Genomic DNA, 25,718 nt, shown 5'->3' on the forward strand with positions numbered 1-25,718 from the left:
GGTAACCCGTTGTGCTGACCCAGGTTCCCGGAGGCCAGCACGCCGCGCAGTGCGGCGTTGAGTCCGTCGTGCTGGCGTTGGGCGGCCGAGCGTGGGTCGCGCTCGATGGCGTCTTGGGTGGGTGCGCCGTCCACACAGGGCGTGTCGTCGTCGGGGTTGCACATGCCGGGGGCGGCGAGTTTGGCTAGGACGGCTTCCAGGGTGGCGCGGGCTTCGGGGGTGAGCCAGCCGCGCAACGGCGACATGCCGTCGGCCTGCTGGTTGCCCAGGGTCAGACCACGCGCCCGCGCGCGGTCGTCGTCGGTGTAGGTGCCGTCGGGGTTGAGGCAGTCGGCCAGGGTGCGGGCCAACCCGGCGAGTTGTTCGGGGCGAAACCGGCTGCCCTCGGTGGCCAGCCGCGCTTCGGCCCGCTCGCGGGTCGGCATGTCGATCCAGCCGGGCAGCTGGTGGTAGAACTTGCGGATCACCGCCACCTGGCCCGCGCCCAGCTCGCCCCGGCGTTGTCCGGCGGCGGTGGCGGGCAGCATCGGGCCCAGCGGTTCGCCGGTCAGGCCGTGGCGCGGGCCCAAATCGCGCGCCTCGTTGAGGCGGCGGGCGGCTTCAGCGCGGCTGATCAGCGTCGCCTCGGCGATGGCGTGGACCACCGTGGCGCCGAGTTCCGGGGAGGGTGCTTGGCGGGCCAGGGAATTGATCACGGGGTGCTCGACGGCTGGGATGCGCCGGCGCTGCTTTTCGCAGCGCGCCAACACCGCCAACTGTTGCCGGGGCTTCAGCGCATCGACGTTCAGCGCGCACACGCGATCCCAGGCGGCATCGAGCGCGTCGAACGCCGCCTCGACATCCTGCTGATCACTCACACCGCCAAACTAGCGAGGACCACCGACAAAAATCGGCGCCCAGGGACTACTGAAACCACAGTGGCACAAGTGATTTCGATATGCGTTTCCAGTATCCGAAATCGATGGACTCGACCGACGGCGCCGAATCAGTTGCTGAGCACCAACTTCCAGTTGCCGTTGACGTTACGGTCCGGAATGCACCAGAAGTTGTTCCAGCTGCCCGGGGTCGTGGCCTTCACGCCCGGGCCGGCGTCCTGACACGCCTCCCGCGTGGGGTAGTTGCCCTCGGTCTGGATCGTGTCGGCGCCGCTGACGCCCACACCGATTGTCAGCAGCCCGGCCATCGCCAGCAGAGTCGCGGCGGCAAAACGCTTGATGTCCATCGGGCAACGGTATGCGGAATCGAGGGCCGGGGAGTGGTTTTCGCAGGAACTCAACTTCGCTGGGCCGCGAGCGCCACCGCGGTGGCCACGGCCTCCAGTAACCGGCCGAGTTGCTCGGCGTCCCCGACGTTGCGGTCGCCGGCGGCCAACCGGGTGAAGACACCGGCGATGAACGTGGTGACGGCGGTGGTCTGCGCGTCGAGCAGCGCCGGGTCACGGGTGTCGGGCTGCAGGTGGGCGATGGCGTCGTGGGCCATGGCGTTGATCCGCGCGACGAACACCTGCGACGTCTCGGCCAGACCGGGATCGCGGGCGGCCCCGAGCAGCAGTTCGTGGCGCGCCCTATTGAGCATCAACCCGTCCCCGCTGGCCTGAATCATGGTGAGCCGCGCCAAATGAGCGAACGGCGACAGCGGATCGACCGGCTCGTCGATCACCGACTGCAGGTTGGCTACATCGATCTCCGCGACGCGCTTGCCGACGCCGCGCAGCAGGGCGGCGCGGGTGCGGTAGTAGTACGACGTGGTGCCCTCGGGGACGCCGGCGACGCGGTCCACCTGACCGTGCGTCAGCCCGCGCGAGCCGTGCTCGGCCAGCACCCGGATGGCGGCATCGCACAGGTCGCGACGGCGTGCGTCGCCGTTGCGTCTGCGCGATCTGTCGGTGGCCATCTCCATCCTCAGCGCAGCACCGTGCCGCCGTCGATGTTGACGACCTGACCGTTGATCCATTCACCCTCGTCGGACAGCAGGAACGCGACCAACGCGGCGACGTCGCCCGGCTCGCCGACGCGGGGGCCGCGGATGCGCTTGAGTGCGGCGACCTGTAGGTCCGGCCATTGCGGCACCGCACGGATGGCCTCGGTCGCGGTGAACCCGGGCGCGACCGCGTTGCACCGGATGTTGTCCTTGCCCCATCGCGACGCGACGTGTCGGGTGAGCGCGCCGATGCCGGCCTTCGCGGTGGCATAGGCCGGGCGCGCGGGCTCGCCCTGGAACGCCGCCGCCGAGGACATGTTGACGATCGCCCCGCCGCCGCGCTTGAGCATTTCCGGGATCGCGCATTTCATGGCCGCCACATACCCGCGCAGGCTCACCGCCATCACCCGGTCCCACACGGCGAAGTCGATGTCGACGACGTCGGTGTCGGCGCGGATGGTGCCCATGTCGGCGCCGACGTTGAACAGCAGATCCACTCCGCCGTAAGTCGTTGCCGCGGAATCGATCAGGCCGGCGACCGACGCCGGGTCGGCCAGGTCGAACGCCACGGGGGTCGCCGTCCCGCCGGCGGCGGCGATGCGCGCGGCCGTGCGCTGCGCGGCGTCGACGGCGACGTCACCGATCACCACCCGGCAACCCTCCTCGCCCAGCCGGGCGGCCGTGGCCGCACCGAGGCCGGTGGCGCCGCCGACGACGACGGCCACCTTGTCGGCCAGCCCGCGCAGTGTCATGAGCGCCTCCTTCCCGAGACGAGGTTATTGACTTTACCTCTAGAACTGTAGAGGATCGCCAGTCATGGCAGGGATTCATCGCGAGCGCCCCGGGGCGAGCGACCTTTCGGCGGCGACGGACACTCCCGCGCAGGCCCTGGGCGACGGCGTCTGGATGTCGCCGGGCGTCTCCAATTCGTATGCGGTGGCCACCGGCGACGGACGGGTCATCGTCAACGGCGGGTTGGTCTTCGAAGGACCGTTGCATCGCAAGGCCTTTGCCGACGTGGCCGGCCCGACCCGGGCGATCGTCGTCACCCAGGGCCACGCCGACCACTGGGGCGGGGTGCACACGCTGCGCGACGCGGACACCCAAGTGGTGATGCATCGCAACTACCGGTACTGGCGCGACGACAACACGCTGCTGATGGGTTACCGCATGCCCAAGACGTCGTTCGCCTTCGGAAAGTTCTCCGACGCGATGCTCGAGCACTTCAAGACCATCGACCCCGCCACCATCGACTTCTCGTTTCCGGAGCCGACCACGACCTTCGACCAGCGCCACACCCTCACGGTCGGCGGGCGCACGTTCGAACTGGCGTGGACGCCCGGCGGCGAGACCACCGACGCGCTGGTGGTGTGGCTGCCCGAGGATCGAATCCTGTTCACCGGCAACCTGTTCGGGCCGCTGTTCGGTCATGTGCCGAACCTGATGACCATCCGCGGCGACCGGTACCGCGACCCGATCCTCTACATCGAATCGCTGAACACCGTGCTGGACTACGGGCCGCGGCGGCTGATCACCGGCCACTTCGACCCCATCGAGGGCGCCGATCGCATCGCCGAGGAGGTCACCGCGATGCGGGACGGGATGCAGGCCGTGCACGACCGCACCGCCGAGCTGATGAACTCCGGCGCGGACATTCACACCGCGATGCGCGAGGTCAAGGTCCCCGAGCACCTCGACATCGGCGAAGGCTACGGCAAGACGTCTTGGAACGTGCGGGCGATCTGGGAGATGTACACCGGATGGTTCCGGCACCGCTCGACCACCGAACTATACGGCGTGCCAGCGGATTCGGTGGCCGCCGACGTGGTCAGCGCCGCCGGCGCCGACGTGCTCGTGGACGCGGCGCGGGCTCACCTGACCGCCGGACGGCCGGTGCAGGCCATCCACCTCACCGACCTGATCCTGGCCGCCCAGCCGCTGCATGCCGGTGCGCGGGCGGCTGCCGCCGACGCCCACGAGGCGCTGCTGGCCGATACCGGCAACTTCTGGGAAAAGGCCTGGCTCACCAAGTCGATCAACGAATTGAGGACGACCGAATGAACACCGTCAACTTCGATTTCACCGGCGCCCACGTGCTGGTGACCGGTGGCACCAGTGGCATCGGCAACGCGATCGCCGCCGCGTTCGCCGACGCCGGGGCCGCCGTCACCGTGACCGGGACCCGCGGGTCGGCCGCGGAGTATCCCGAGACGGAGCTGAGCGCATTCACCTACCGTCAGTGCCAGATCCAGGATCCGAAATCCGTTGACGCGCTCGCTGATTCGCTGGGCGACCTGGACATCCTGGTCAACAACGCGGGCGGCCCCTATCCCGCGGGCGACGAATACGACCCGGACGGCTACGTCGCGTCGGTGACGCAGAACATGCTGGGCCCGATGCGGCTGACCATGCGCTGTCATGAGCGCCTCAAGTCCAGCCAGGCCCCCGGCGGCGCGAGCGTCGTCAGCGTCGTCTCGATGTCCGCGTTCCGCTCGGCGGTCTTCGTCCCGGGCTACGCCTCGTCGAAGATGGGCCTGATCGCCCTGACGATGAACCTGTCGCGCCGATGGGCCAATGACGGCATCCGGGTCAACGCCATCGCGCCCGGGCTCATCGACACCCGAATGACCCACCCCGCCATGGGGATTCCCGAGGTGATGGACGTCGAGATCGGCTTCCACACCCCGCTGGGCAGGCCCGGCACGCCCCAGGACTGCGCGGGTGCGGCGCTGTTCTTGTGTACCGATGCCGCCTCCTACATCACCGGCAGCACCATCGCCGTCGACGGCGGATACCTGACGGTCTAGAGCCATGAGCGACTTCGACAACCTCGCGACCGCCGACGACGTCTTCAAGCTGGCGGCGGGGCGCACCGGCCTCACCGAAATCGACTCGGACTCATGGCGCGCGGGACTGCAGCTCATCCTCGACGAGGTCAACACCTCGCCGGTGTTCACCCCGTTCGGGCGCGAACGGGTGCTCGACGACGCCACCAACGCGCTGGGGCGGCGCATGCAGGTGCACGGCTACATCCAGGCGCACCCCGAGGTGCTGGACGCGCCCGTCGAGCGGCCCCTGATCGTGCTCGGCATGCCCCGCACCGGAACCACGGTCATCAGCTACCTGCTCGACCAGGACCCGGCCCGGCGATCGCTGTTGCACTGGCAGTGCGTGGATCCCATACCGCCCGCCGGCGTCGACACGCTGCGCACCGATCCGCGCTGCCTGGCCCTGCTGGAGGAGCAGCGCAAGATCCTCGAGATGGTGACGCAGGCGAAAATGCCGCTGCCGCACTGGGAAGACGCCGACGGTCCGACCGAGGACATGTTCATCCACAACCAGGATTTCAAGGGCCTGTCCTGGGACTCGTTCCTGCCGACGGGCCGTTACGCGCGCTGGCTGTTCGACGAGGCCGACATGAGCAGCACCTACGAATACCAGAAGCGCTACCTGCAGGTGCTGCAGTCCACCGCGCCGGGCAACTGGAGCCTGAAGATGCCGTCGCACTCGGTGCACATCGAGGCGCTGCTGAAGGTGTTTCCCGCCGCCCGGCTGATCTGGGCGCACCGCGATCCGTACAAGGCGACCGGGTCGCTGTGCAACCTGTGGCGGTTGCCGCAGAGCCTGGTGATGAACACCGAGCTGCTGGACCAGACCGAGATGGGCCGGCTCGCGATGTGGCAGCTGCGCTACCACGTCGACCGCCCGCTGCGGGCGCGCGACCGCATCGGCGACGAGCGGTTCTTCCACATGTACTACCACGAGATGATGCGCGACCCGATGGACGTGATGCGGCGCATCTACGAGTGGGCCGATGAACCCCTGACCGCCGAAACCGAAGCCCGCATGCGCAATTGGCTCGCCGCGCACCCGCAGGATCGGTTCGCGCTCAACGCCTATCGCCTTGATGAGTACGGGTTGAGCGTCGAAGCGCTGGCGCCGGTCTTCGCCGAGTATCTCGACACCTTCGACATCGAGCTGGAGGGCACACCGTGAAAGCATCCGTGGTCACCGGACCGGGCAAAGCGGAGGTCCTCGACACCGAACGGCCCACCGTCGGGCCCCGCGACGTCCTGGTGCGGATGCGCGCCTGCGGCATCTGCGGTTCGGACGCGTTCTACATCACCATCGGCGGCATCCCGCCGCGCCAGGGGCACACCCCGCTCGGGCACGAGCCGGCCGGTGAGGTCGTCGAGGTCGGTGCGCAGGTGAGTGGGCTTACCGTCGGCGATCACGTCGTCATCAACCCGATGGCCGCGCCCAGCGGCATCATCGGCAACGGCGGGGCCAGCGGGGCACTCGCCGACTACCTGTTGATCGAAAACGCGGTTCGCGGAACGAGTCTCGAGGTGATCCCGGATCACATCCCGTGGGAGGTGGCCGCGCTCAACGAACCCATGGCCGTCGCGCGCCACGGCGCCAACCGCTGCCGGCCCAAACCGACGGACAAGGTCGTCGTGTTCGGGGCCGGGCCCATCGGGCTGGGCGCCGTGCTTGCCTTCAAATCCCTTGGCGTCTACCACGTCGTCGTTGTGGACCTGATCCCCGGGCGGCTGGACAAGGCGCTGCGGATCGGCGCCGACGCCGTCATCAACTCGGCCGACGAGGACGTGGTGGCGCGCCTGATCGAACTGCACGGCGAGGGCGAATCGATGTTTCCAGGCAAGGCCGGGACCGACATCTACCTCGACGCCGCCGGTGTGCCCGCCGTCGTCAACACCGCGCTGGCCGCCGCACAGCGGGGCGCGACGCTGGGAATCGTTGGCGTGCACAAGGAACCGGTACCCGTCGAGTTCGTCAACGTGATGAGCAACGAGATCACCATCCTCGGCTCCATGGGCTACCCCGACGAGATCTTCGAGGTGACCAAGGATCTCGTCGCGAACTGGGAGAAATACGCGCTGATCGTCAGCCACACCATCCCGTTCGACAACGTCGGCGAGGCGCTCGAACTGGCGCACACCCCGGGGGCCGCGGACAAGGTGGTCGTCACGTTCGGCTGATGTCGGCGGTGACCGCGCCGGTGAGGCGGATCAGGTCCTGCGGCGCCACCGCGACCTCCCAGCCCCGACGGCCGGCACTGCAGAACAGCCGCTCCCAGCGCAGCGCGCTGGAGTCCACGACCGTCGGCAGTCGCCGGCGCTGGCCGAACGGCGAGACCGCACCGACGACGTAACCGGTGCTCCGCTCGGCGACCGCAGTCTCGGCCATGGCCGCCTTGGCGACCCCCAGCGCCGCGGCGGCCGCCTTCAGCGACAGGCGCGCGGTCGCGGGCACGATCGCGACCGCCAATCCGTTCGGCACCGTGATGACGAGGGTCTTGTAGATCTGTCCCGGTTCGATGCCGGCCGCCGCGGTGAGCGCTTCGACCGCCTGGGCACCGAACGACTGCGCCCGCGGATCGTGATCGAAGGTCAGAACCTGGTGCGCCACACCGGCTTTCACCAAAGCGGCGATGCCCGGTGTGGCGGCCACCGTAATGCCTCAGGGCTGCTAGGGGCCGGTGTATCCCGGCGGGTTGACGCCATCCACCCAGAAGTCGACGCCCAGCTTCGAGCCAGGGATGCAGTCGTAGACCGAAAGGTCGGTGACGCCGGAATCCACCAGCACGTCCTCGCACAACAGCATGTTGCCGGTGAACTCCTTGGACGGCTTGTTGAGGACGACGTAGGCCGCGTCGGAGTAGATCTCGGGCTTGCGGGCGCGTCCCATCGCCTCGTCGCCGCCCAGCAGGTTCTGCACCGCGGCGGTGGCCACCAGCGTGCGCGGCCACAGCGTGTTCGAGGCGATGCCCTCCTCGCGCATCTCCTGCGCGATGCCCAACGCGCACAGCGTCATACCGAACTTGGCCATCATGTACGCCGTCGGCTTCAGCCACTCCTGGCCCAGCAGCACCGGCGGCGACAGCGTCAGGATGTGCGGGTTCTCCCGGCCTTTCAGGTGCGGGATACACGCCTGGGAAACGGCGTAGGTGCCGCGCACCTGGATGCCGTTCATCAGGTCGAACCGCTTCATCGGCACCTCGGTGATGGATCCCAGGTTGATCGCCGACGCATTGTTGACGCAGATGTCGATGCCGCCGAACTGCTCGACGGTCTTGGCCACGGCCGCCTCCACCGACTCCGGGTCGCGGACGTCCCCGACGATCGGCAGGGCCTGTCCGCCGGCTTCCTCGAGCTCCTTGGCCGCGGTGAACACCGTTCCCGGCAGCTTCGGGTGCGGCTCGGCGGTCTTGGCGATCAGCGCGATGTTGGCACCGTCCTGTGCCGCACGCTTGGCGATGGCCAGGCCGATACCGCGGCTGGCGCCGGAGATGAACATGGTCTTGCCGTTCAGGGACATGGCGTCACACTAACGCCACGCCCGAATCGGCCGGATCGGGGTCCGATCGGGTCGGCCGGCACCGCCACCGGGCCGATCGCGCTGCGGAAATAGCGGGGTCGCGCACGCTGTTGATCCAATCGGTCTCACATGCGGTGCAGCGGACCCGGACGGACGGTGTCGGGGTCAGCCTTTAGATTGGGAGGAGCAGCGTGGTGTCAACGGCGACGAGCCTGTTAGGCGAGGAGCTGTTGGCTGGCTTCCTTGCGAGTCCGGTGGCGCCTTCGGTGGCCTCCGGTGACACCGCCGCAGAAGGGACCGGGTTTATCGACATGGCCGACTCTGACGATGGCCGCGATGGCGTGACGGGGCCCGAGATTCCCGAGCCCGCAGCGCACGAAGAGACGGACGCGGAATTAACGGCGCGATTCGAACGCGACGCGATTCCCCTGCTCGACCAGCTGTACGGCGGCGCGTTGCGCATGACGCGCAATCCCGCCGACGCCGAGGACCTGCTGCAAGAGACCATGGTGAAGGCCTATGCGGGCTTCCGCTCGTTTCGGGCCGGCACCAATCTCAAGGCGTGGCTGTACCGGATCTTGACCAACACCTATATCAACAGCTACCGCAAGAAGCAGCGCCAGCCCGCGGAGTATCCGACCGAGGAGATCACCGACTGGCAGCTGGCCTCCAACGCCGAGCACTCGTCGACTGGGCTGCGCTCGGCCGAGGTCGAGGCCCTCGAGGCGCTGCCTGACTCGGAGATCAAAGAGGCGCTGGCGGCATTGCCGGAGGAATTCCGGATGGCGGTCTATTACGCCGACGTCGAAGGTTTCCCGTACAAGGAAATCGCCGAGATCATGGATACGCCCATTGGAACGGTAATGTCACGGCTGCACCGCGGCCGACGGCAGCTGCGCGGCCTATTGGCCGACGTCGCCAAGGAGCGGGGCTTCAACCGCGGTCAGCAGACGCACGAGGAGGTGTCGTCATGAGCGAGTTCTCCGGCCAGGGCGGTGCTTCGCCCGACGCCTGCCCCAACGACGAGTCCCATGGCAGCGTCGGCTGCGCGGAGGTGATCCGCCAGGTCTGGCTGCTGCTCGACGGTGAATGCGGCCCAGACACCCGCGAGCAGTTACGCAAGCACCTCGAGGCGTGCCCCGGCTGCTTCAAGCACTATGGGCTCGAAGAGCGGATCAAGGCGTTGATCGCCACCAAGTGCAGGGGCGAGAAGGCCCCCGAGGGATTGCGTGAGCGGTTACGGCTCGAGATCCGCCGCACCACGATCATCCGGGGTTCGCAGTAGCGTCCCTTTAGGCGTTGGGCCGCTTGCCGTGGTTGGCCTTGCTGTGCTTGCGGTCGCGCTTCTTCCGGCCACGTTTGGCCATGATGGAAAACCTCCGTGATTGCTTGTCAAACCAGGCGCCCGGCGCCCGTTGGCTTGTCGACCATTCTCTCATGGAACGTCCTGTGCAGTGTCTTCGCCCTCGTCGGGGCCTGTCGGGGGGCCGTGTGCCGCGGTCCCGACGGGTCCTGTGGTTCGATGTATCCGAGCCTGATGGGCCCGAGAGAACCGTGATGAACCAGCGGCCAGCCTGCGCGAAGGCCGAGACGAGTGGGGTGAAGATGGCGGAGGATGTGCGCGCCGAGATCGTGGCCAGCGTGCTCGAAGTCGTTGTCAACGAGGGTGACCAGATCGGCAAAGGCGACGTCGTGGTGCTGCTGGAGTCGATGAAGATGGAGATCCCCGTCCTGGCCGAGGTCGGCGGCACCGTCAGCAAGGTCAGCGTGTCGGTGGGCGACGTCATTCAGGCGGGCGACCTCATCGCGGTCATCAGCTAGCCGTCCGGCCCCTTCGATCAGCCGCCGGGGAACGACCCGGGGAGTAAGCAATGTCAACTCTCGGTGATCTGCTCGCCGAACACACGATGCTGCCGGGCAACGCGGTGGACCATCTGCACGCCGTGGTCGGGGAGTGGCAGCTGCTGGCCGATTTGTCCTTCGCCGACTACCTGATGTGGGTGCGGCGCGACGATGGCGTGCTGGTGTGTGTGGCGCAGTGCCGGCCGAACACCGCACCCACGGCGCTACTGACGGATGCGGTGGGCACCGCCGTGGACTCCGACCGGCTGGCGCTGGTGGCCGAGACGTTCGCGTCGGGCACCGCGAAGCGGAATGACGCTGCGGGACAGGAAGATTCGTGGCTGCCGGGCACCCATGTCGAGGCGTCGCCGGTGCGCTACGGCGGCAAGGTGGTGGCGGTGCTGACCCACCATCAGACCGCGCTGGCCGCCGACCGTGCGTCGGGTCAGCTGGAGATCGCCTACCGCGAGTGCGCGACCGATCTGGTCCACATGCTCGCCGAGGGGACCTTCCCCGACGTCGGGGACGTGGTGATGTCGCGCTCGACCCCGCGGGCCGGCGACGGCTTCATCCGCCTCGACGTGCACGGCGTCGTCGCCTACGCCAGCCCCAACGCGCTGTCGGCGTATCACCGGATGGGCCTGACCACCGAGCTGGAGGGGCACAACCTCATCGAGGTCACCCGCCCGCTGATTTCCGACCCGTTCGAGGCGCAGGAGGTGGCCGAGCACGTGCGCGATCTGGTCGCCGGCGGGCGCAGCATGCGCATGGAGGTCGACGCCGGGGGAGCCACCGTGCTGCTGCGCACGCTGCCGTTGATGGTCGACGGGGCCAGCGCCGGCGCGGCGGTGCTGATCCGCGACGTCACCGAGGTCAAGCGCCGCGACCGGGCCCTGATCTCCAAGGACGCCACCATCCGGGAAATCCACCACCGGGTGAAGAACAACCTGCAGACCGTGGCGGCGCTGTTGCGTCTGCAGGCCCGCCGGACGGTCAACGCCGAGGGGCGCGAGGCCCTGATCGAGTCGGTGCGCCGGGTGTCGTCCATCGCCTTGGTGCACGACGCGCTGTCGATGTCGGTGGACGAGCAGGTCAACCTCGACGAGGTGATCGACCGGATCCTGCCGATCATGAATGACGTTGCGTCCGTGGACCGGCCGATCCGCATCAACCGGGTCGGCGACCTGGGCGTGCTGGACTCCGACCGGGCCACCGCGCTGATCATGGTGATCACCGAACTCGTGCAGAACGCCATCGAACACGCCTTCGACCCGGCGGTCGAGGAGGGCTCGGTGACGATCCGCGCCGAGCGTTCGGCGCGCTGGCTCGACGTGGTGGTGCACGACGACGGTCGCGGGCTGCCGGAAGGATTCAGCCTGGAGACCTCCGACAGCCTGGGGCTGCAGATCGTGCGGACCCTGGTGTCGGCCGAGCTGGACGGCACCCTGGGCATGCGTCAGGCGCCCGCCCGTGGCACCGATGTGGTGCTGAGGGTGCCGATCGGCCGGCGCACCCGTTTGCTGTTGTAGGCGCGCGGCGCACCCGCACGCAAAGGTGCGGCCCCGACTTTCGTCGAGGCCGCACGGTTTGCGTTATCTGGGTTAAACCCCGCTGCGGGCCTTGGTCCGGGCGTTGCGACGCTTCAGTGCGCGCCGCTCGTCTTCGCTCATGCCGCCCCAGACGCCCGAGTCCTGGCCCGTGTTCAGGGCCCAACCGAGGCACTCTGTGGTCACCGGGCACCGATTACAGACCAGTTTCGCGTCAGCGATCTGCGCGAGCGCCGGGCCGCTGTTCCCTACCGGGAAGAACAGCTCCGGGTCTTCGTCACGACAGACCGCCTTGTGGCGCCAATCCATACGTCTTTACTCCTCACTGAGTGCGCAGCAAGGCGCACGGCCATTTTCTTCGGCTGTTTAACGCGTGCAGAAGAAAAGGAGTCCGGACTCCTGCGTAAATTTCTGCATGCAACCTTTTGATCGTTTCACAGGCTCAACAGATGTCAATAGTGTGAGTTCGCTCGTGGGCTATCTCACTTTGATCAACTCGTAGCCAAGCCCTTACTCCGTTGTACTACACTCCATGGGCCACTTGACCGGTAATTTTCCCCACACCCGGGTCGCTGCATCGCATTACCGCAGCTCAGTGCCGTTTCTGTTGCGGAGGGGCGACCACGGCCAGCGCGTCCGGGACGGCTTTGAACGTCATGGTTTCGCGCACGCCGAGGTAATCGCCGTCGAACTGGCACGCGACCGCGCCCCCGGTCGAGGTAACTCGCACGCTCGGCAGGTCGTCCTCGGTGATGAGGTGCTTGAAGTTGAATGCGGGCCGTTTGGCGAACATCTGCCGCACGATTCGCAGGGTCGGGATCGGCTTCATGGTGGTAGGGGCGAACACCCCCAGGCCCGACTCGAAGCTGCAGCCGGGGTTGGTCCACACCGGCCGTTCGTTGGCGAACGTCCACGGGCTCGAGTTCGACACGAAGGCGAAGCTCACCCCGGTGATGGGTTCGCGGCCGGGAAGTTCGAGCGTCAGCATCGGGTCGCGGCGGGTGTAGGCCCAGACGGCGGGCACCGCGGCGCGGATGTAGCGCCATGCCGAAACTTTGCCGCCCTTGTTCCGCTCGGCCTCGACCGCGGCCACCACCTCGGCGTCGACGCCCATGCCGGTGTTGAACACCGCCCAGCGCTCGCCGCAGTCGATCAGGCCGATCCGCCGCCAGATGGCGCGCCGCTGGTAGTCGTCGAGCAGCTGGATCAGCTGGTTGGTGGCCGCGACCGGATCCGTGGAGATGCCCAGGGACCGCGCCAGCACATTGGCCGACCCGCCGGGAACCACGGCGACCGCGGGCACCGGTCCGCCGGGCAGCGGCCCGGGCGGGCCCAGCAGGCCGTTGACCACCCCGCTCACGGTGCCGTCGCCGCCGTGCACGACCACCAGGTCGGCACCGTCGGCCACGGCCTTCTGCGCGAGTTCGGTGCCGTGACCCCGATGGTTGGTGTGCTCGACGCTGAGCTGCAGGCGGCTTTTCAGCGCGTGGGCCAGCAGATCGCGCGCGGCCGGAGTGGTGGAAGTTGCTGTGGGATTGACGATCAGCACGGCCCGCATGAAGCACGAGCTTAGGCGGGCCGCCTAAGGCCACGCTGTGGGGGAACGGGCGGCCGCCCTGACTACGCTGACGCTGTGACGCCGCCAGCCACCCCGACCGCCGTTCGCCGCGCGGGCCTGATCGTTGTGCTGCAGGGGGTTGCGGCGCTGATCGTGGCGGTGGTGTTGGTGGTTCGCGGGATCGCCGGAGCCGATCAGCAGGTGGTCAACGGCCTGGCGACGGCGGGCTGGTTCGTCCTGGTCGGTGCCGCCGTGATCGCCGCGGGCCGCGCGCTGATCCGCGGCAGGCGCTGGGGCCGCGGGCTGGCCGTGATCACCCAGCTGCTGCTGTTGCCGGTGGCCTGGTACCTGGCCGTCGGGTCACACCAACCGGGGTTCGGGATTCCGGCGGGCGGCGTGGCGCTGGTCGTGCTGGGATTGCTGTTCAGCCCCGCCGCCGTGCGCTGGGCCGCCGGCGCTCAGGGCGATTCCGCCAGTCGCGCCAACGACGCCCCGGACAGCCGGTAGGTCGTCCATTCGTTCTGCGGCTGCCCGCCGATCCCGTCGTAGAGCGTGATGGCGTCGGCGTTCCAGTTCAGTACCGCCCAGGACAGCCGCGTGTAGCCCCGCTGCACGCATTCGGCGGCCAGCGCGGCCAGCAGCGCGCGGGCCAGCCCGCGCCTGCGGAACTGCGGCCGCACGAACAGGTCTTCCAGGTAGATGCCCGCCACCCCGTCCCAGGTGGAGAAGTTGACGAACCACAGCGCCATCGCCGCGATCTCGCCGTCCACCTCGGCCACATGCCCGTACACCGTCGGTGGGTCACCGAAAAGGGCTGCCGCGATTTGTGATTCGGTCACCGTGCACTGATCGACGGCGTGCTCGAATTCGGCCAGCGCGTAGATCATTTCGGTGATGGCGGCCGCGTCCCGCTGCGACGCCCGCCGGATGTTTGGGCTCATCGCTCGACTCCCAGGGCGTTGAGGATCGTGCCGAATTTCGTTGTCGTCTCGGCGACTTCGTCGTCGGGGTCGGACTCGGCGACGATACCGCCACCGGCCCGGGCCAGCGCGACGCGCCGGTCGGCCGACAGCTGCGCGCAGCGCAGCGACACCACCCAGCGGCCGTCGCCGCGGGCATCACACCAGCCCACCGCCCCGGCGTAGAACCCGCGGTCGCCCTCCAGTTCGGCGATCAGCCGCATCGCGGCCTTGGTCGGCACCCCGCCGACCGCCGGGGTGGGATGCAGAGCCAGCGCCAGATCGATTGCGGTCGTTGATGTTTCACGCAGCCGGCCGGCGATCGGCGTGCACAGATGCCAGACCGCGGCGGTGCTGCTCAGCTGCGGCTCGGCCGCGATCGACAGCTCGTCGCACAGCGGTTCCAGGGCGGTCCTGATGTTCTCGATAACCAGCTGGTGCTCGTGCCGGTTCTTCGCCGAGGCGGCCAGCGCGGCGCCGTTGGCGGCGTCGGCGTCCGGGTCGGCGGCGCGCGGGGCCGAGCCGGCGAACGGCCGGCACTCGACATGGTCGCCGCGGCGCGCCACCAGGAGTTCGGGGCTGGCACCCACCAGCGCCGCACCGGCATACTCCTCGCCGGCGGCGCTCAAATCGACCAGGTAGCCGTAGGCCGCCGGGTCCGCGGCGATGAGCCGGCGGAGAATCACCCGGGCGTCCAACGGGGCGTCGGCGACCAGCCGCAGGGCCCGCGCCAGCACCACCTTGTGCAGCGGGTTGTCGTCCGCGGCGAGCTGCTCGCACGCCCGGCGGATCCGGTCCCGGTAGTCGGGCGGCGCCGGAATGGCTCGCGCCACCCGCACCGGCGGCAGCGCGCCGGCCGGCCAGTCCGGCGGCCCATCGGTGGCGGTCACCGCCTCGGGTGCCAGCAGCGCGGCCGGGCGCGTGACGTCAAAAGGTAACGCCCCCAACACAATCGGCGCCTCACCCGATCGCAGCGCGGCCTGCGCGGCGCCCACGTCGCGGTAGCGGTGCCGCGCCCCGTCGGCAATCAGGGTCCGCGTCGGCCCGCACAGCGCGAACGGCGGTTCGTGATTGTGCTGCTCGACTCGCCCCTTAGCCGCTTCGCGGCTGGGGGGACCCCCGTCTCGCGCCGCCGCGCGGCGCGCATCGTCGTCTTCGCGATTCACTGACCGGTCAATCCGAGCGCCCGCAGCTGGCGCACCCCGTGTTCGAAACCGCAGACCGCGACCGACGCGGTGATCATGCCGAAGCGGCTACCCTCCACGAGCGGCAGTTCGACCCAGCGGGTGATGACCGCGCGGGAGAAATGACCGTGGCTGACGAAGACCACGTCGCGCGCTTGCATGTTCTCCAGCGCGGTCGCGACGGCGGCGTCGGCGCGCTCACTGACCTGCGCGACCGTCTCACCGGCCGGACAGCCGTGCGTCCACACCAGCCAATCGGGCACCGTCTCCTGGATCTGCTCCGTGGTCAGGCCCTCGTACGAGCCGTAGTCCCACTCGGCCAGCAGCTCGGTCACCTCGTCGACGGTCAGCCCGGCCAGCTGCGCGGTGGTCAGCGACCGCTGCCTCGGGCTGCTGATCACCAGCGGGTCAACGAGTTTGAGCTCGGCGAGCACCCCGCCGGCCAGCTCGGCCTGCGTACGGCCGGCCTCGGTCAGCTCGACCTCGGTGCGGCCGGTGTGCTGGCCGGATTTCGACCACTCGGTCTCGCCGTGGCGCAGCAGCACCAGACGGTGATTGTGCAAGCCCATATCGACCGATTCTGCCGGACGACTCGCGGTGGTTGCTCAGGCCGGAGCGCACGGCGGGCGAACATGCCAGGATGGCACTGTAAACCGCACGCGACGAGGCAGGTGGGGAGACAGCGATGAGGTGGCGGCGCCGGTGAGTAAGACACGGGTATTGGCGGTGGCCAACCAAAAGGGCGGTGTCGCCAAGACGACCACGGTCGCGTCGCTAGGGGCGGCGTTGGTGGACGAGAACAAGCGGGTGCTGCTGGTCGACCTCGATCCGCAGGGCTGCCTGACCTTCTCGCTGGGGCAAGACCCCGACAAGCTGCCGGTCTCCGTGCACGAGGTGCTGCTCGGCGACGTCGAGCCCAACGCCGCCCTGGTCGAGACGGCCGAGGGAATGACGCTGATGCCGGCCAACATCGACCTGGCCGGCGCCGAAGCGATGCTGCTGATGCGGGCCGGCCGCGAATACGCGCTCAAGCGCGCGCTGGCCAAACTCGGCGACGACTTCGACGTGGTGATCATCGACTGCCCGCCGTCGCTGGGCGTGCTCACCCTCAACGGGCTGACCGCCGCCGACGAGGTCATCGTGCCGCTGCAATGCGAGACCCTCGCGCATCGCGGGGTCGGCCAGTTCCTGCGCACCGTCGCCGACGTCCAGCAGATCACCAACCCGGAGCTGCGCCTGCTCGGCGCCCTGCCGACGCTGTACGACTCGCGCACCACCCACACCCGCGACGTGCTGCTCGACGTCGCCGATCGCTACAGCCTGCCGGTGCTGGCCCCGCCGATCCCGCGGACCGTGCGGTTCGCCGAGGCCAGCGCCTCGGGCTCGTCGGTGATGGCCGGCCGCAAGAATAAGGGCGCGGTGGCCTACGGCGAGCTGGCGCAAGCGTTGCTCAAGCACTGGAAGAGCGGCAAGCCGCTGCCGACGTTCACCGTCGAGGTGTAAGCGGCCGGGGTCAGCCCAGCGCGGCTTTGAGTGTGAGCTGACGGCGTTGACTGTGCACTGGCGGCGGGCCCGATCGGCGTGTCGCCGCCGCGGATCCACACCGAAGGCCAACGATTCACACTCGACGGCAAGAGCTGCGGCCGCGGTCAGCCCAGCGCGACCAGCGTGTCGCCGCGCTGCTCGAGGACCCGGGACCCGATCACGGCCGGGAACACCGGTTTGCCGTCCGGCGGGACGCTTCTCGAGCGGTCGACCGGAATGTAGCGTTCGTTGGCGCCGCTGAGCGGGTCGTAGACGCCGATCGCGCCGGTGACCGGCACCAGTAGCCGGCCCGCCATCATCACGCCGGGCCCCAACGGCGCCGTCTTGTCGCCCGCGGCGATGGTGTAGCGCAGCGCCACGGTGTTCGCGTCGAAGACCATCAGCGAATCGCCGGTCCACCAGGTGATCAGGCTGCCGGGGTGGGAAACGGCCGACGTGCGCGACGGCGGCTTGGGCAGCGGGGTGCTCGACACGGTGGCGCCGGTTTCGTCGATCACGTCGACCCGGGGCTGCGGCGCCGGCAGGTACACCGCGGTGGTGTTCTCCGCGACGGCCAGCACCCGGGCGCCCGAATCCGGCGCGATGCCCGGCTCGGCGACCAGGTGTTGCTGCGGTTCGTCGTCGTCCTTGCCCGGGCGCAGCAGCACCAACCGCAGGTCGGCCTGGTTCGCGCAGCTCTCCAGCGCCGAGACCGCCTGCGAGCTGGCCGCGGCCGAGATCAGTCGGCAACCGGAGTGCAGTCCGCGCGTCGACGGCTTCACCCGCGCGTCGGTCTCGCCGTACACCAGCATCCGGACCATGTCCGAGCGCCACAGTTCCAGCCGGGTGTCACCGGCCGACAACACCGTCATGCCGTCGGAGGACAGCCGCACCCGCGGATCGGCGTAACCGCTGCGGGCCGGCCCCCGGCGACCGGTGGAGCCGTCCAGGGTGCTGACCTGCCCGCAGCCGCGCTCGTCGCGGTAGACCCCGACGGCGTAGCGGTACAACCAGGTGACCCCGCACAGGTCGATGTCGCGCGCGTAGCTCCAGCGGGACTGGCCGTTGTCGGGATCGCGCCCGTCGATCCGGCGGCCCGCACCCGTGACGACCTCCCCGCCCGCGACCACCGGGGCCGTGGTGGCCGGACTCGCGGCGCTCCACAGCTGCTTGAGGCCGGCCGGCACCTGCTTGGCCGGGGTCGGGTTGGGTGCGGGGACGGCCGCGGGTCGGCTGGTGGTGGCCCGGGCGTCGCTGGTCCACCAGATCAATGCCGCGACCGCGGCGACCGCGACCGCGATGGCCGCGGCGGCGAGCAGGTCGCCCTTGGTGCGACGCTCGGGTCTGACCATGCGGCGGTGCGGGTGTTGTTAGTTGCTCTGCGGGGCGGCGGCCGCGGTGGCGGCTTGGCCTTCGGCGGGCTTGCGACGCCGGCGGCGGCGCCGGGTGGAGCCGGCGTTGCCCGGGGGCGAGCCGGCCGGCGTTTCCGCGGCGGCGTCGCCGTTGCTGCTGGCCGCACCATTGCCCGACGGGTGCGCGGCGACGGGCTGGCCGCCGCGGGTGCGCCGCCGGGTGCCGGAGCGGCGCGCGGGCCTTTCCGAATTCTGCTCCGGCTTCGTGCCGTCGCGGTCGCCGCTGCGGCGCTGGCCCTGCGGCTTGCGGGCGGCGCCCACTCTGCCGGCGGCCTCGGCGGGGATGTTCAGCTCGGCGCGCAGATGCGGAGAGTTGGAGTAGGTCTCGGCGGGCTCGGGGGAATCCAGCCCCAGCGCCTTGTCGATCAGCGCCCAGCGGGGCAGCTCGTCCCAGTCCACCAGGGTGACCGCGATACCGGTCTTGCCGGCGCGGCCGGTGCGGCCGATGCGGTGCACGTAGGCCTGCTCGTCCTCGGGGATCTGGTAGTTGATGACGTGGGTGATGTCATCGATGTCGATACCGCGGGCGGCGACGTCGGTGGCGACCAGCACGTCGATCTCCCCGGACCGGAAGGCCTTCAGCGCCTTCTCGCGGGCGACCTGCCCCAGATCGCCGTGCACCGCGCCCACCGCGAAACCGCGCTCGGCCAGCTCGTCGGCCACCTTTTGCGCGGTGCGCTTGGTGCGGGTGAAGATCATCGTCGCGCCGCGGCCCTCGGCCTGCAGCACGCGGCTGACCAGTTCGACCTTGTCCAGGGCGTGCGCCCGGTAGACGTACTGGACGGTGGTGTCGTGGGTGGCCGCCGAGTGCGGCGCTTCGGCCCGGATGTGGGTGGGTTGGTTCATGAAGGTGCGGGCCAGCGTGATGATCGGGTCCGGCATGGTCGCCGAGAACAGCATCGACTGCCGGTCGGTCGGGATCTGGCGCAGGATCCGCTCGATGTCGGGCAAAAAGCCGAGGTCGAGCATCTCGTCGGCCTCGTCGAGCACCAGCACCGACAGCCCGCCCAGTTGCAGGTGGTTCTGTTGGCTCAGGTCGAGCAGCCGGCCCGGGGTGCCCACCACGACGTCGGCGCCGGCGCGCAGCGCCTCGATCTGCGGTTCGTAGGGGCGACCGCCGTAGATCGGCACCACCGACAGCGGTCGGCCCTCATCGGCGGTCAGGTGCTTGGCCGCCAGTGTCAGGTCATCGGTGACCTGCAGGCACAGCTCCCGGGTGGGCACCACGATCAGCGCCCGCGGGGTGCCGTTGAGCGGGCGGGCGGCGGTGCCGGCGGTGATGCGCTGCAGCAGCGGCACGCCGAAGGCGAAGGTCTTGCCCATGCCGGTGCGGGCCTGGCCGATCAGATCGTCGCCGGCGAGCGCCATGGGCAGGGTCAGTTCTTGGATGGCGAAAGGGCTTTCGATCCCTTTTTCGGCGAGGGCGCGCACGATTTCGTCGCGGACGCCGAGTTGCGCAAATGTCGGTTGGGGGGTCAGTTCAGTTGTGCTGGTGGGTGCAGTCATGCGTGGGTAAGTAGCCTTTCGGTGACGTATCGGGTTGTGTCGGTATTTCTCTGTCGCGGTCACGCGCGCACGAGTTCCGACTCCGAATACGTCGCCGAGTCGCCGGCCCTGGCTCAGTCTGGGAGGGCCCAGTTAGGGCGGGCCAGCTGTGCACGCACATTTCGCCGATAGCGGCTTGAAAAACAAAATCTGGCATGAATACAGCCGCCATCTACCTACATGATAGCTGGTCGACAGCTGGCTCCCATTTCGCGCTACGTCAGCCGACTACAGTGTTGCCATGACCCGGCCCTCCTGCGAGCCCTCCGAAACCGATCTGGCCGACGACCGAATCGACGATTCACCCGCCCCGCGGTTGTCGGCCGATCACCCGGGTGTCAACGAGCTGTTCGCGGTCCTGGCCTACGGCGAGATCGCCGCGTTTTACCGGCTCACCGACGAGGCGCGGATGGCCCCTGACCTGCGCGGACGGATATCGATGGCGAGCATGGCCGCCGCCGAGATGCAGCACTACGAGCAGCTGCGCGACGCGCTGGAAAGCCGCGGCGTCGACGTGGTGTCGGCGATGTCGAAATACGTCTCTGCGCTGGAGAACTACCACCGGCTGACCATGCCCAGCACGTGGCTGGAGGCCTTGGTGAAAACGTATGTCGGCGACGCCCTGGCGGCCGATCTGTACCTGGAGATCGCCGACCGGCTGCCCGACGAGGTTGCCGACGTGGTGCGCGCGGCGCTGTCGGAAACGGGGCACTCGCAGTTCGTCGTCGCCGAGGTGCGCGCCGCCGTGACGTCCAGCGGCAAGCAGCGCAGCCGGCTGGCGCTGTGGTCACGCCGCCTGTTCGGCGAAGCGATCACCCAGGCCCAGTACCTGCTGGCCGACCACGACGAGCTGGTGGACCTGGTGATGGCCGGCGCCGGCGGGCTGGGCCAGCTCAACGCCTTCTTCGACCGGATGCAGCAGACGCACGACCGGCGCATGCACGAACTCGGCCTGAGCTGAGGCCATCAAACTCAGCTAACTCAGCGCGCGCAGGTCGCCATGTTCGAGGTGTTGGCCGAGGCGATCACCCGCTGACCGGCGGCGTTGAAGATCGAGCAGCTGAGCCGACCGTAGAAGCTGGTCGCCACCACGGATTCGGTTTCCACACCCGGGTTCAGCACCACCACCTTCGACCAGGGCAGCGACACGTTGAACTCGGTCTGCGGCACGCCGCGCGCGTCGGTGTAGACGATGTTCACCAGGTCCAGCAGCTGCTTGGTTCCGTTCACGCTGTAGACGACGGTGCGCGGATCGACCGCGGCCGTCGGCGGTGCCGCGGCGAGCGGCGGCGCGACGGTGGGCGCGGCCGCCCCCGGCGGCGCGGTGGGCGCGGCGCTGGGCGTGGTGACCGTCGTGAAGGTTTCGGCCGGTAACTGCGCGGGGGCCGGGGACGAACTGGGCGGCACGGACGCCTTGGTGGTCGCGGGTGCCGAGGTCACCGGGTGGGGAGCCGGGGCGCCCAGCGTGGCCTTGGTGGACGCGCTGTCGCCGCTGTTGATGATGACGGCGGTGGCGATGGCGCCCAGGGCCACCACCGCGCCGACGATCGCGGTGGCGGGGCGCCAGCGCGAGTCGGCGGGCCAGCCCGTCCAGTTGTAGTCGGCGTTCAGGTAGGGATCGGTATCGCAGGCGTCGTCAACGTCGTCGTCGTCGGGGTATGCCCGGATCCTGTCGTCAAGGTGCGGCAACGTGGTACCCATGGTGCCGAAGTTAGCCATGGGAAAACACGGATCGGGTATCGCGCGGGTGGGTGAGACAACCTGAGAGCGAATCGTTATCGGGCCGCGACCGGTTTCGCTGACCGCGAAGTGTGGGGATGCGACGAGGTGGGGGTCGGCCGCGTCCACTAGCCTGCTGCTGACAGGGCCGGGACTTCAAGAGCTGCGGAATGACTGCAAGACCCATGGAAGGGGTGACCGTGGAGGTCAAGATCGGTATCACGGATAGTCCGCGCGAGCTGGTCCTTGCCAGCGCCCAGACGCCCGCCGAGGTCGAAGATCTGGTCAGCGCCGCACTGAGCGATCCGTCGGGCCTGCTGCGGCTGAGCGACGAGCGGGGCCGCCGCTTCCTGATTCACACCGCCAAGATCGCCTACGTGGAGATCGGCGCCGCCGACGCGCGCCGGGTGGGCTTCGGGATCAGCGCCGAAACCGGCAAACACGCCGGCAAGGCGCGCTAGGAGCGGGTAAGCGGCACGTGTGACAGCCCGCCCCAGGCGAACTGCACGGTGCCGTCGACCGCGTCCGCCTTGGAGATCGGGCGGTCGGAATCCAGCCAGTACCTGGCGCAGTCGACGCTGATTCCGACCAGACCGACCGCGATCATCCGGGCCCGGTGCGGGTCCAGCCCCGAATCCTCGCTGATCAACGCGAACACCGCGTCGATGCAGGATTCGGTGGCGACGCGCACCTGGGCGGCCACTTCGGGTTCGGTGACGTAATCGTTCTCGAAGATCAGCCGGTAACCCTGACTGTCGTGCTCGATGAAATCGAAGAAGGCCTGCACCGCGGAGTGCAACCGGCGCCGGTTGTCGGTGGTGGTGCTCAGCGCCTGCTGAACACCCGAGACCAGGTTCTCCACGTGCCGCGCCAGCACCGCGAGGTACAGCTCGAGCTTGCTCGAGAAGTGTTGATACAGAACGGGTTTGCTAACTCCGGCGCGGTCGGCGATCTCGTCCATGCCGGCCGCGTGGTAGCCGCGGTCGACGAACACGTCGCTGGCCACGATGAGCAATTGGCCGCGCCGCTCGTCGCGGGGCAACCGGTTGCCTCGCCGGTTGGAAACCGCGGCCCCGTCCGGCCGACCGCGGTCAGCCGATCTGACGGCGCGCCGCGCCGGCACTTTGGCGAGTTCGCTCATCGAGTCCTCATCTGATTGTCGGCGGCCGGCCCTCTCGGAAAATGGGGGCCAACCGCTCGCAGCCCGTGGAAGAGACCTTACTACCCGACCGGTCGATGCGACCGTCATCGCCGTCGTCGCCGCTGGCAGAAGCGGTGTCGGACGGTGGATTCGGGCGCGCCACCGGCGGCGGCGGTGCCTGCCTGTGTAATCCTGGGGAAATGACGTCCCCGCGGCCCCCACGCGGCACCGGTCGCGTGCCGGTGCTACGCGACGAGTGGCGAGAGCCGCTGCGGGCGCTGCGCGACCCGATCGCGCGGGAAGCCGGACGACCCCGGGCCGACCGTGAACGGCCGCGACAATGGCGCAAGCAGACCTGGCTGGGCCGCTTCGTCTCCACCTACGGGTGGCGCGCGTACGCCCTGCCCGTCCTGGTGGTGCTCACCGCGGTGGTGATGTACCAGACGGTGACGGGCACCGGCGCCCCCATGCCGACGGCCAACAAACCCATCCAGAGCCCGCCGGCCATCGGCGCGGTGGGCACCACGATCATCGACGCCCCGCCGCGCGGGCTGGCCGCATTCGACGCCAACCTGCCGGCCGGGACCCTGCCGGACGGCGGCCCGTTCACTGAAGCGGGCGACAAGACCTGGCACGTCGTGCCGGGCGCCACGCCACAGATCGGGCAGGGCACCGCCAAGGTGTTCAGGTACACCGTCGAAGTGGAGAACGGCATCGACCCGACGATGTTCGGCGGCGACGACGCCTTCGCCCAGATGGTCGACCAGACGCTGGCCAATCCGAAGGGCTGGACGCACAACCCGCAGTTCGCGTTCATCCGGATCGACGGAACCAGTGGGGCCAAACCCGACTTTCGGATCTCGCTGGTCTCGCCGGTGACGGTGCGCGAAGGGTGCGGCTATGAATTCCGGCTCGAAACCTCTTGCTACAACCCGGTATTCGGTGCCAACCGGGAGGCGCGGGTGTTCATCAACGAAGCGCGCTGGGTACGGGGAGCCGTGCCGTTCGAAGGTGACATCGGCTCCTACCGGCAGTACGTGATCAACCACGAGGTCGGCCACGCCATCGGATACCTGCACCACGAGCCCTGCGAGCAGCAGAACGCCCTGGCGCCGGTGATGATGCAGCAGACGTTCTCTACGTCGAACAACGACGCCGCGCAGTTCGACCCCGACGTCGTCAAGGCCGACGGCAAGACCTGCCGGTTCAATCCCTGGCCGTACCCGATCGCCTGACCGACCGCCGCTTGCTACCGCTGCGGTTGGCATTGATCTCGTCGCGGTGCGCCATCGCCCACTCGGCGAGGGAGATCACCAGCGGTAGCAGCGTTCGCCCGAGCTCGGTCAACTCGTATTCCACTCGCGGCGGCACTTCGGCGTAGGCCGTGCGCTCGACCAGGCCGTCTTCGACCAGGTGTTTGAGCGTCACGGTGAGCATCCGTTGCGAAATGCCCGCCACGGCCTCCGCCAACCCGCCGAACCGCATCGGTCCGCCGCGCAGCGTGCCGATCACCAGCAGACTCCACTTGTCGCCGATGCGATCGAGCACCTCCCGGACCGCACCGCCCTCGGGTATCCGCGTCGTCTTTGTGATGTGCGTCATAGCGAAGTCTGCTTCCTGGATGCATACATCGGTGTGCCTTTTGTGGGTGCCCCATCGCTGACACACGATGTGGTTACACACAAATGGTAAGGATTGGGGACTTTCGTGAACATCGCACTGTGGACGGCGCAGGGCCTGCTCGCATTCGTCTATCTCGCCGCGGGCGGGCTCAAGATCATTCGACCGCGCGAGCAACTCGTGGCAACGGGCCGGCTCGACTGGATGAAGGACAACTCGGACGCGGCCGTGAAAGCCGTTGGCGCGGTCGAGATCCTCGGCGCGCTCGGTGTGATCCTGCCCGAGGCGACCGGCATCGCCCGCATCCTGACCCCGATCGCTGCGGTCGGCCTGGTCATCGTCCAGATCGGGGCACTGCGCGTCCACCTGACCCGTAACGAGCGGCAACCTTTGCCGATCAATGTGATTCTCCTGCTGCTCGCGGCCTTCGTCGCGATCGGCCGATTCGTGAGCTGAGCCAACCCGGCCCGCGCGTCGCCTGATTGCCGCCGGTCCGTCGGCCTGCTGAGATGGTGGGGAGAATCCGATCGAGGAGATGTTTCGCAAGTGTCGACGTCGCTGCCGCCGCTGGTGGCGCCCGCAGATCACCTCAGCGGCGACGAGGTGGCCCGCTACAGCCGGCACCTGATCATTCCGGACCTGGGGCTCGCCGGGCAGAAGCGCCTCAAGAACGCCCGGGTGCTGGTGATCGGGGCCGGTGGCCTCGGCGCGCCGACGCTGCTCTACCTGGCGGCCGCGGGCGTGGGCACGATCGGCATCGTCGATTTCGACGTGGTCGACGAGTCGAACCTGCAGCGCCAGATCATCCACGGGGTGGCCGACGTCGGACGGTCCAAGGCGCAGTCGGCGCGCGACTCCATCGCAGCGATCAACCCGTTGGTGGACGTGCGGCTGCACGAGTTCCGGCTGGATTCCACCAACGCCGTGGCGTTGTTCGGCCGCTATGACCTGGTCGTGGACGGCACCGACAACTTCGCCACCCGGTATCTGGCCAACGACGCGGCGGTGCTGGCGAAAAAGCCCTACGTGTGGGGATCGATCTACCGCTTCGAGGGCCAGGTCTCGGTGTGCTGGGAGGACGCCCCTAACGGACGCGGGCTCAACTATCGCGACCTGTACCCCGAGCCTCCGCCGGCCGGCTCCGTGCCGTCCTGTGCCGAGGGTTCCGGCGCCACGCCGCACAGCTGCTCGTAGTCGACGAGCCCGGTGATCTTCGGCCGCGACGAATCCGACGGGTCCCGGCGGATCGCGATGGTGCGGTAGGTCATCTCCAACGCGTCGTAGATCATCAACCGGCCCAGCAACGACTCGCCGATCCCGGTAATGAGTTTGATCACTTCGGTGCTCATCACCGAGGCGATGGAGGCGCAGACGATGCCCAGCACGCCGCCCTCGGCACAGGACG

32 protein-coding genes and 1 pseudogene are annotated in these 25,718 nt (G+C 68.9%); 15 read left to right on the forward strand and 18 right to left on the reverse strand.

From position 1 onward, the window contains the following. The 4 genes from A5646_RS21790 to A5646_RS21805 all read right to left on the reverse strand — a co-directional run. A partial coding sequence (locus A5646_RS21790; RefSeq protein ID WP_156765672.1) for a 13E12 repeat family protein occupies positions 1-857 on the reverse strand: 857 nt, incomplete at its 3' end. Between the two features lie 128 nt (positions 858-985). After that, positions 986-1,222: a hypothetical protein gene (locus A5646_RS21795; protein WP_067024122.1), complete on the reverse strand. Its 237-nt coding sequence runs from the start codon at positions 1,220-1,222 to the stop codon at positions 986-988. A gap of 50 nt (positions 1,223-1,272) precedes the next feature. Continuing rightward, positions 1,273-1,893 carry a TetR/AcrR family transcriptional regulator gene (locus A5646_RS21800; protein ID WP_066867971.1) on the reverse strand — a complete coding sequence of 207 codons (621 nt, stop codon included), beginning with the start codon at positions 1,891-1,893 and terminating at the stop codon, positions 1,273-1,275. 8 nt (positions 1,894-1,901) lie between these two features. After that, positions 1,902-2,672 (reverse strand): SDR family NAD(P)-dependent oxidoreductase, encoded by a 771-nt coding sequence (locus tag A5646_RS21805; protein WP_067024126.1) that lies wholly within the window; start codon positions 2,670-2,672, stop codon positions 1,902-1,904. Positions 2,673-2,736: 64 nt separating this feature from the next. Between A5646_RS21805 and A5646_RS21810 the strand changes: the two genes are divergently transcribed. Genes A5646_RS21810 through A5646_RS21825 form a run of 4 tightly spaced genes read left to right on the forward strand, consistent with a single transcriptional unit; the run spans position 2,737 to position 6,923 of the window. Further along, positions 2,737-3,981 (forward strand): alkyl sulfatase dimerization domain-containing protein, encoded by a 1,245-nt coding sequence (locus A5646_RS21810; protein WP_067024129.1) that lies wholly within the window; start codon positions 2,737-2,739, stop codon positions 3,979-3,981. Then, entirely contained in the window at positions 3,978-4,727 is a 750-nt protein-coding gene (locus A5646_RS21815) for an SDR family NAD(P)-dependent oxidoreductase (RefSeq protein ID WP_066877296.1), read from the forward strand. The genes A5646_RS21810 and A5646_RS21815 overlap by 4 nt, the downstream gene beginning before the upstream one ends. 4 nt (positions 4,728-4,731) lie before the next feature. Further along, positions 4,732-5,916 carry a sulfotransferase gene (locus tag A5646_RS21820; protein WP_067024132.1) on the forward strand — a complete coding sequence of 395 codons (1,185 nt, stop codon included), beginning with the start codon at positions 4,732-4,734 and terminating at the stop codon, positions 5,914-5,916. Next, complete coding sequence (locus A5646_RS21825; protein ID WP_066877294.1) at positions 5,913-6,923, forward strand: zinc-binding dehydrogenase; 1,011 nt, start codon at positions 5,913-5,915, stop codon at positions 6,921-6,923. The genes A5646_RS21820 and A5646_RS21825 overlap by 4 nt, the downstream gene beginning before the upstream one ends. Here the strand turns inward: A5646_RS21825 and A5646_RS21830 are convergent. Together A5646_RS21830 and A5646_RS21835 are read right to left on the reverse strand one after the other, a co-directional pair. Next, entirely contained in the window at positions 6,910-7,395 is a 486-nt protein-coding gene (locus A5646_RS21830; RefSeq protein ID WP_067024135.1) for an aminoacyl-tRNA deacylase, read from the reverse strand. The two genes, A5646_RS21825 and A5646_RS21830, sit on opposite strands and share 14 nt — an antisense overlap. Positions 7,396-7,413: 18 nt before the next feature. Next, positions 7,414-8,262 (reverse strand): NAD(P)-dependent oxidoreductase, encoded by an 849-nt coding sequence (locus tag A5646_RS21835; protein WP_066867909.1) that lies wholly within the window; start codon positions 8,260-8,262, stop codon positions 7,414-7,416. A 311-nt stretch (positions 8,263-8,573) separates the two neighbouring features. Here A5646_RS21835 and A5646_RS21840 point away from each other — a divergent pair, with 311 nt between their 5' ends. Then, on the forward strand, positions 8,574-9,236 hold the full coding sequence (locus tag A5646_RS21840) for a sigma-70 family RNA polymerase sigma factor (protein ID WP_067024138.1): 663 nt from the start codon (positions 8,574-8,576) through the stop codon (positions 9,234-9,236). Beyond that, the gene (gene rsrA, locus A5646_RS21845; RefSeq protein WP_066867915.1) at positions 9,233-9,547 is read left to right on the forward strand and encodes a mycothiol system anti-sigma-R factor; all 315 of its coding nucleotides are present in this window, start codon (positions 9,233-9,235) and stop codon (positions 9,545-9,547) included. The genes A5646_RS21840 and rsrA overlap by 4 nt, the downstream gene beginning before the upstream one ends. A 7-nt stretch (positions 9,548-9,554) precedes the next feature. Here rsrA and A5646_RS30480 read toward each other — a convergent pair whose 3' ends face one another. Next, positions 9,555-9,629: a 50S ribosomal protein bL37 gene (locus A5646_RS30480; RefSeq protein WP_011728008.1), complete on the reverse strand. Its 75-nt coding sequence runs from the start codon at positions 9,627-9,629 to the stop codon at positions 9,555-9,557. Between the two features lie 238 nt (positions 9,630-9,867). On the opposite strand from A5646_RS30480, the gene A5646_RS21850 reads away from it, so the two are divergent. Continuing rightward, entirely contained in the window at positions 9,868-10,083 is a 216-nt protein-coding gene (locus A5646_RS21850; protein ID WP_066867974.1) for a biotin/lipoyl-binding carrier protein, read from the forward strand. Between the two features lie 50 nt (positions 10,084-10,133). Continuing rightward, positions 10,134-11,633, forward strand: coding sequence for a sensor histidine kinase (locus A5646_RS21855; protein ID WP_067024140.1), 1,500 nt, complete (start codon positions 10,134-10,136; stop codon positions 11,631-11,633). 72 nt (positions 11,634-11,705) lie between these two features. On the opposite strand, the gene whiB1 is transcribed toward A5646_RS21855, so the two are convergent. Together whiB1 and A5646_RS21865 are read right to left on the reverse strand one after the other, a co-directional pair. Continuing rightward, the gene (gene whiB1 / locus A5646_RS21860) at positions 11,706-11,960 is read right to left on the reverse strand and encodes a transcriptional regulator WhiB1 (RefSeq protein WP_003874607.1); all 255 of its coding nucleotides are present in this window, start codon (positions 11,958-11,960) and stop codon (positions 11,706-11,708) included. Positions 11,961-12,243: 283 nt separating this feature from the next. Then, positions 12,244-13,209 (reverse strand): diacylglycerol kinase family protein, encoded by a 966-nt coding sequence (locus A5646_RS21865; RefSeq protein WP_066867921.1) that lies wholly within the window; start codon positions 13,207-13,209, stop codon positions 12,244-12,246. Positions 13,210-13,284: 75 nt separating this feature from the next. On the opposite strand from A5646_RS21865, the gene A5646_RS21870 reads away from it, so the two are divergent. Next, entirely contained in the window at positions 13,285-13,716 is a 432-nt protein-coding gene (locus A5646_RS21870) for a hypothetical protein (RefSeq protein WP_067024142.1), read from the forward strand. Here the strand turns inward: A5646_RS21870 and A5646_RS21875 are convergent. The 3 genes from A5646_RS21875 to A5646_RS21885 form a co-directional block, all read right to left on the reverse strand. After that, the gene (locus tag A5646_RS21875; RefSeq protein ID WP_066881601.1) at positions 13,668-14,150 is read right to left on the reverse strand and encodes a GNAT family N-acetyltransferase; all 483 of its coding nucleotides are present in this window, start codon (positions 14,148-14,150) and stop codon (positions 13,668-13,670) included. The genes A5646_RS21870 and A5646_RS21875 overlap by 49 nt on opposite strands. After that, on the reverse strand, positions 14,147-15,220 hold the full coding sequence (locus A5646_RS21880) for an isochorismate synthase MenF (protein ID WP_067024156.1): 1,074 nt from the start codon (positions 15,218-15,220) through the stop codon (positions 14,147-14,149). Before A5646_RS21880 ends, A5646_RS21875 begins: the two co-directional genes overlap by 4 nt. A gap of 110 nt (positions 15,221-15,330) precedes the next feature. Further along, a complete protein-coding gene (locus tag A5646_RS21885) occupies positions 15,331-15,921 on the reverse strand; it encodes an acid phosphatase (RefSeq protein ID WP_066881602.1) in 591 nt (196 codons plus the stop codon). 133 nt (positions 15,922-16,054) lie between these two features. On the opposite strand from A5646_RS21885, the gene A5646_RS21890 reads away from it, so the two are divergent. Next, the gene (locus A5646_RS21890; protein ID WP_066867980.1) at positions 16,055-16,855 is read left to right on the forward strand and encodes a ParA family protein; all 801 of its coding nucleotides are present in this window, start codon (positions 16,055-16,057) and stop codon (positions 16,853-16,855) included. A 146-nt stretch (positions 16,856-17,001) separates the two neighbouring features. On the opposite strand, the gene A5646_RS21895 is transcribed toward A5646_RS21890, so the two are convergent. Further along, positions 17,002-18,228 carry a hypothetical protein gene (locus tag A5646_RS21895; RefSeq protein WP_067024147.1) on the reverse strand — a complete coding sequence of 409 codons (1,227 nt, stop codon included), beginning with the start codon at positions 18,226-18,228 and terminating at the stop codon, positions 17,002-17,004. An 18-nt stretch (positions 18,229-18,246) separates the two neighbouring features. Next, complete coding sequence (locus A5646_RS21900) at positions 18,247-19,794, reverse strand: DEAD/DEAH box helicase (protein ID WP_066867933.1); 1,548 nt, start codon at positions 19,792-19,794, stop codon at positions 18,247-18,249. Between the two features lie 280 nt (positions 19,795-20,074). Here A5646_RS21900 and A5646_RS21905 point away from each other — a divergent pair, with 280 nt between their 5' ends. Further along, complete coding sequence (locus A5646_RS21905; RefSeq protein WP_066867935.1) at positions 20,075-20,794, forward strand: ferritin-like fold-containing protein; 720 nt, start codon at positions 20,075-20,077, stop codon at positions 20,792-20,794. A 20-nt stretch (positions 20,795-20,814) separates the two neighbouring features. Here A5646_RS21905 and A5646_RS21910 read toward each other — a convergent pair whose 3' ends face one another. Continuing rightward, positions 20,815-21,534 (reverse strand): MmpS family transport accessory protein, encoded by a 720-nt coding sequence (locus tag A5646_RS21910; protein WP_067024150.1) that lies wholly within the window; start codon positions 21,532-21,534, stop codon positions 20,815-20,817. Between the two features lie 218 nt (positions 21,535-21,752). Between A5646_RS21910 and A5646_RS21915 the strand changes: the two genes are divergently transcribed. Further along, positions 21,753-22,013, forward strand: a complete 261-nt coding sequence (locus A5646_RS21915) for a DUF3107 domain-containing protein (protein WP_156748803.1) — start codon at positions 21,753-21,755, stop codon at positions 22,011-22,013. On the opposite strand, the gene A5646_RS21920 is transcribed toward A5646_RS21915, so the two are convergent. Beyond that, positions 22,010-22,693, reverse strand: coding sequence for a TetR/AcrR family transcriptional regulator (locus tag A5646_RS21920; RefSeq protein WP_066867944.1), 684 nt, complete (start codon positions 22,691-22,693; stop codon positions 22,010-22,012). The two genes, A5646_RS21915 and A5646_RS21920, sit on opposite strands and share 4 nt — an antisense overlap. A gap of 95 nt (positions 22,694-22,788) precedes the next feature. On the opposite strand from A5646_RS21920, the gene A5646_RS21925 reads away from it, so the two are divergent. Then, positions 22,789-23,928: a DUF3152 domain-containing protein gene (locus A5646_RS21925; RefSeq protein ID WP_067024159.1), complete on the forward strand. Its 1,140-nt coding sequence runs from the start codon at positions 22,789-22,791 to the stop codon at positions 23,926-23,928. On the opposite strand, the gene A5646_RS21930 is transcribed toward A5646_RS21925, so the two are convergent. Continuing rightward, positions 23,900-24,295 (reverse strand): helix-turn-helix domain-containing protein, encoded by a 396-nt coding sequence (locus A5646_RS21930; protein ID WP_066881611.1) that lies wholly within the window; start codon positions 24,293-24,295, stop codon positions 23,900-23,902. The two genes, A5646_RS21925 and A5646_RS21930, sit on opposite strands and share 29 nt — an antisense overlap. 105 nt (positions 24,296-24,400) lie before the next feature. On the opposite strand from A5646_RS21930, the gene A5646_RS21935 reads away from it, so the two are divergent. Together A5646_RS21935 and A5646_RS21940 are read left to right on the forward strand one after the other, a co-directional pair. Next, positions 24,401-24,769: a DoxX family protein gene (locus A5646_RS21935; protein ID WP_066867950.1), complete on the forward strand. Its 369-nt coding sequence runs from the start codon at positions 24,401-24,403 to the stop codon at positions 24,767-24,769. A gap of 90 nt (positions 24,770-24,859) precedes the next feature. Then, a pseudogene (locus A5646_RS21940) lies at positions 24,860-25,477 on the forward strand (ThiF family adenylyltransferase); the annotation flags it as partial. Here A5646_RS21940 and A5646_RS21945 read toward each other — a convergent pair. Continuing rightward, positions 25,417-25,718: ThiF family adenylyltransferase (locus tag A5646_RS21945; RefSeq protein WP_369806981.1), on the reverse strand; the 302-nt coding region annotated here is incomplete at its 5' end. The pseudogene A5646_RS21940 and the gene A5646_RS21945 overlap by 61 nt on opposite strands.

The organism is Mycobacterium sp. 1245499.0, from assembly GCF_001673615.1.
Taxonomy (GTDB): Bacteria; Actinomycetota; Actinomycetes; order Mycobacteriales; family Mycobacteriaceae; genus Mycobacterium; species Mycobacterium europaeum_A.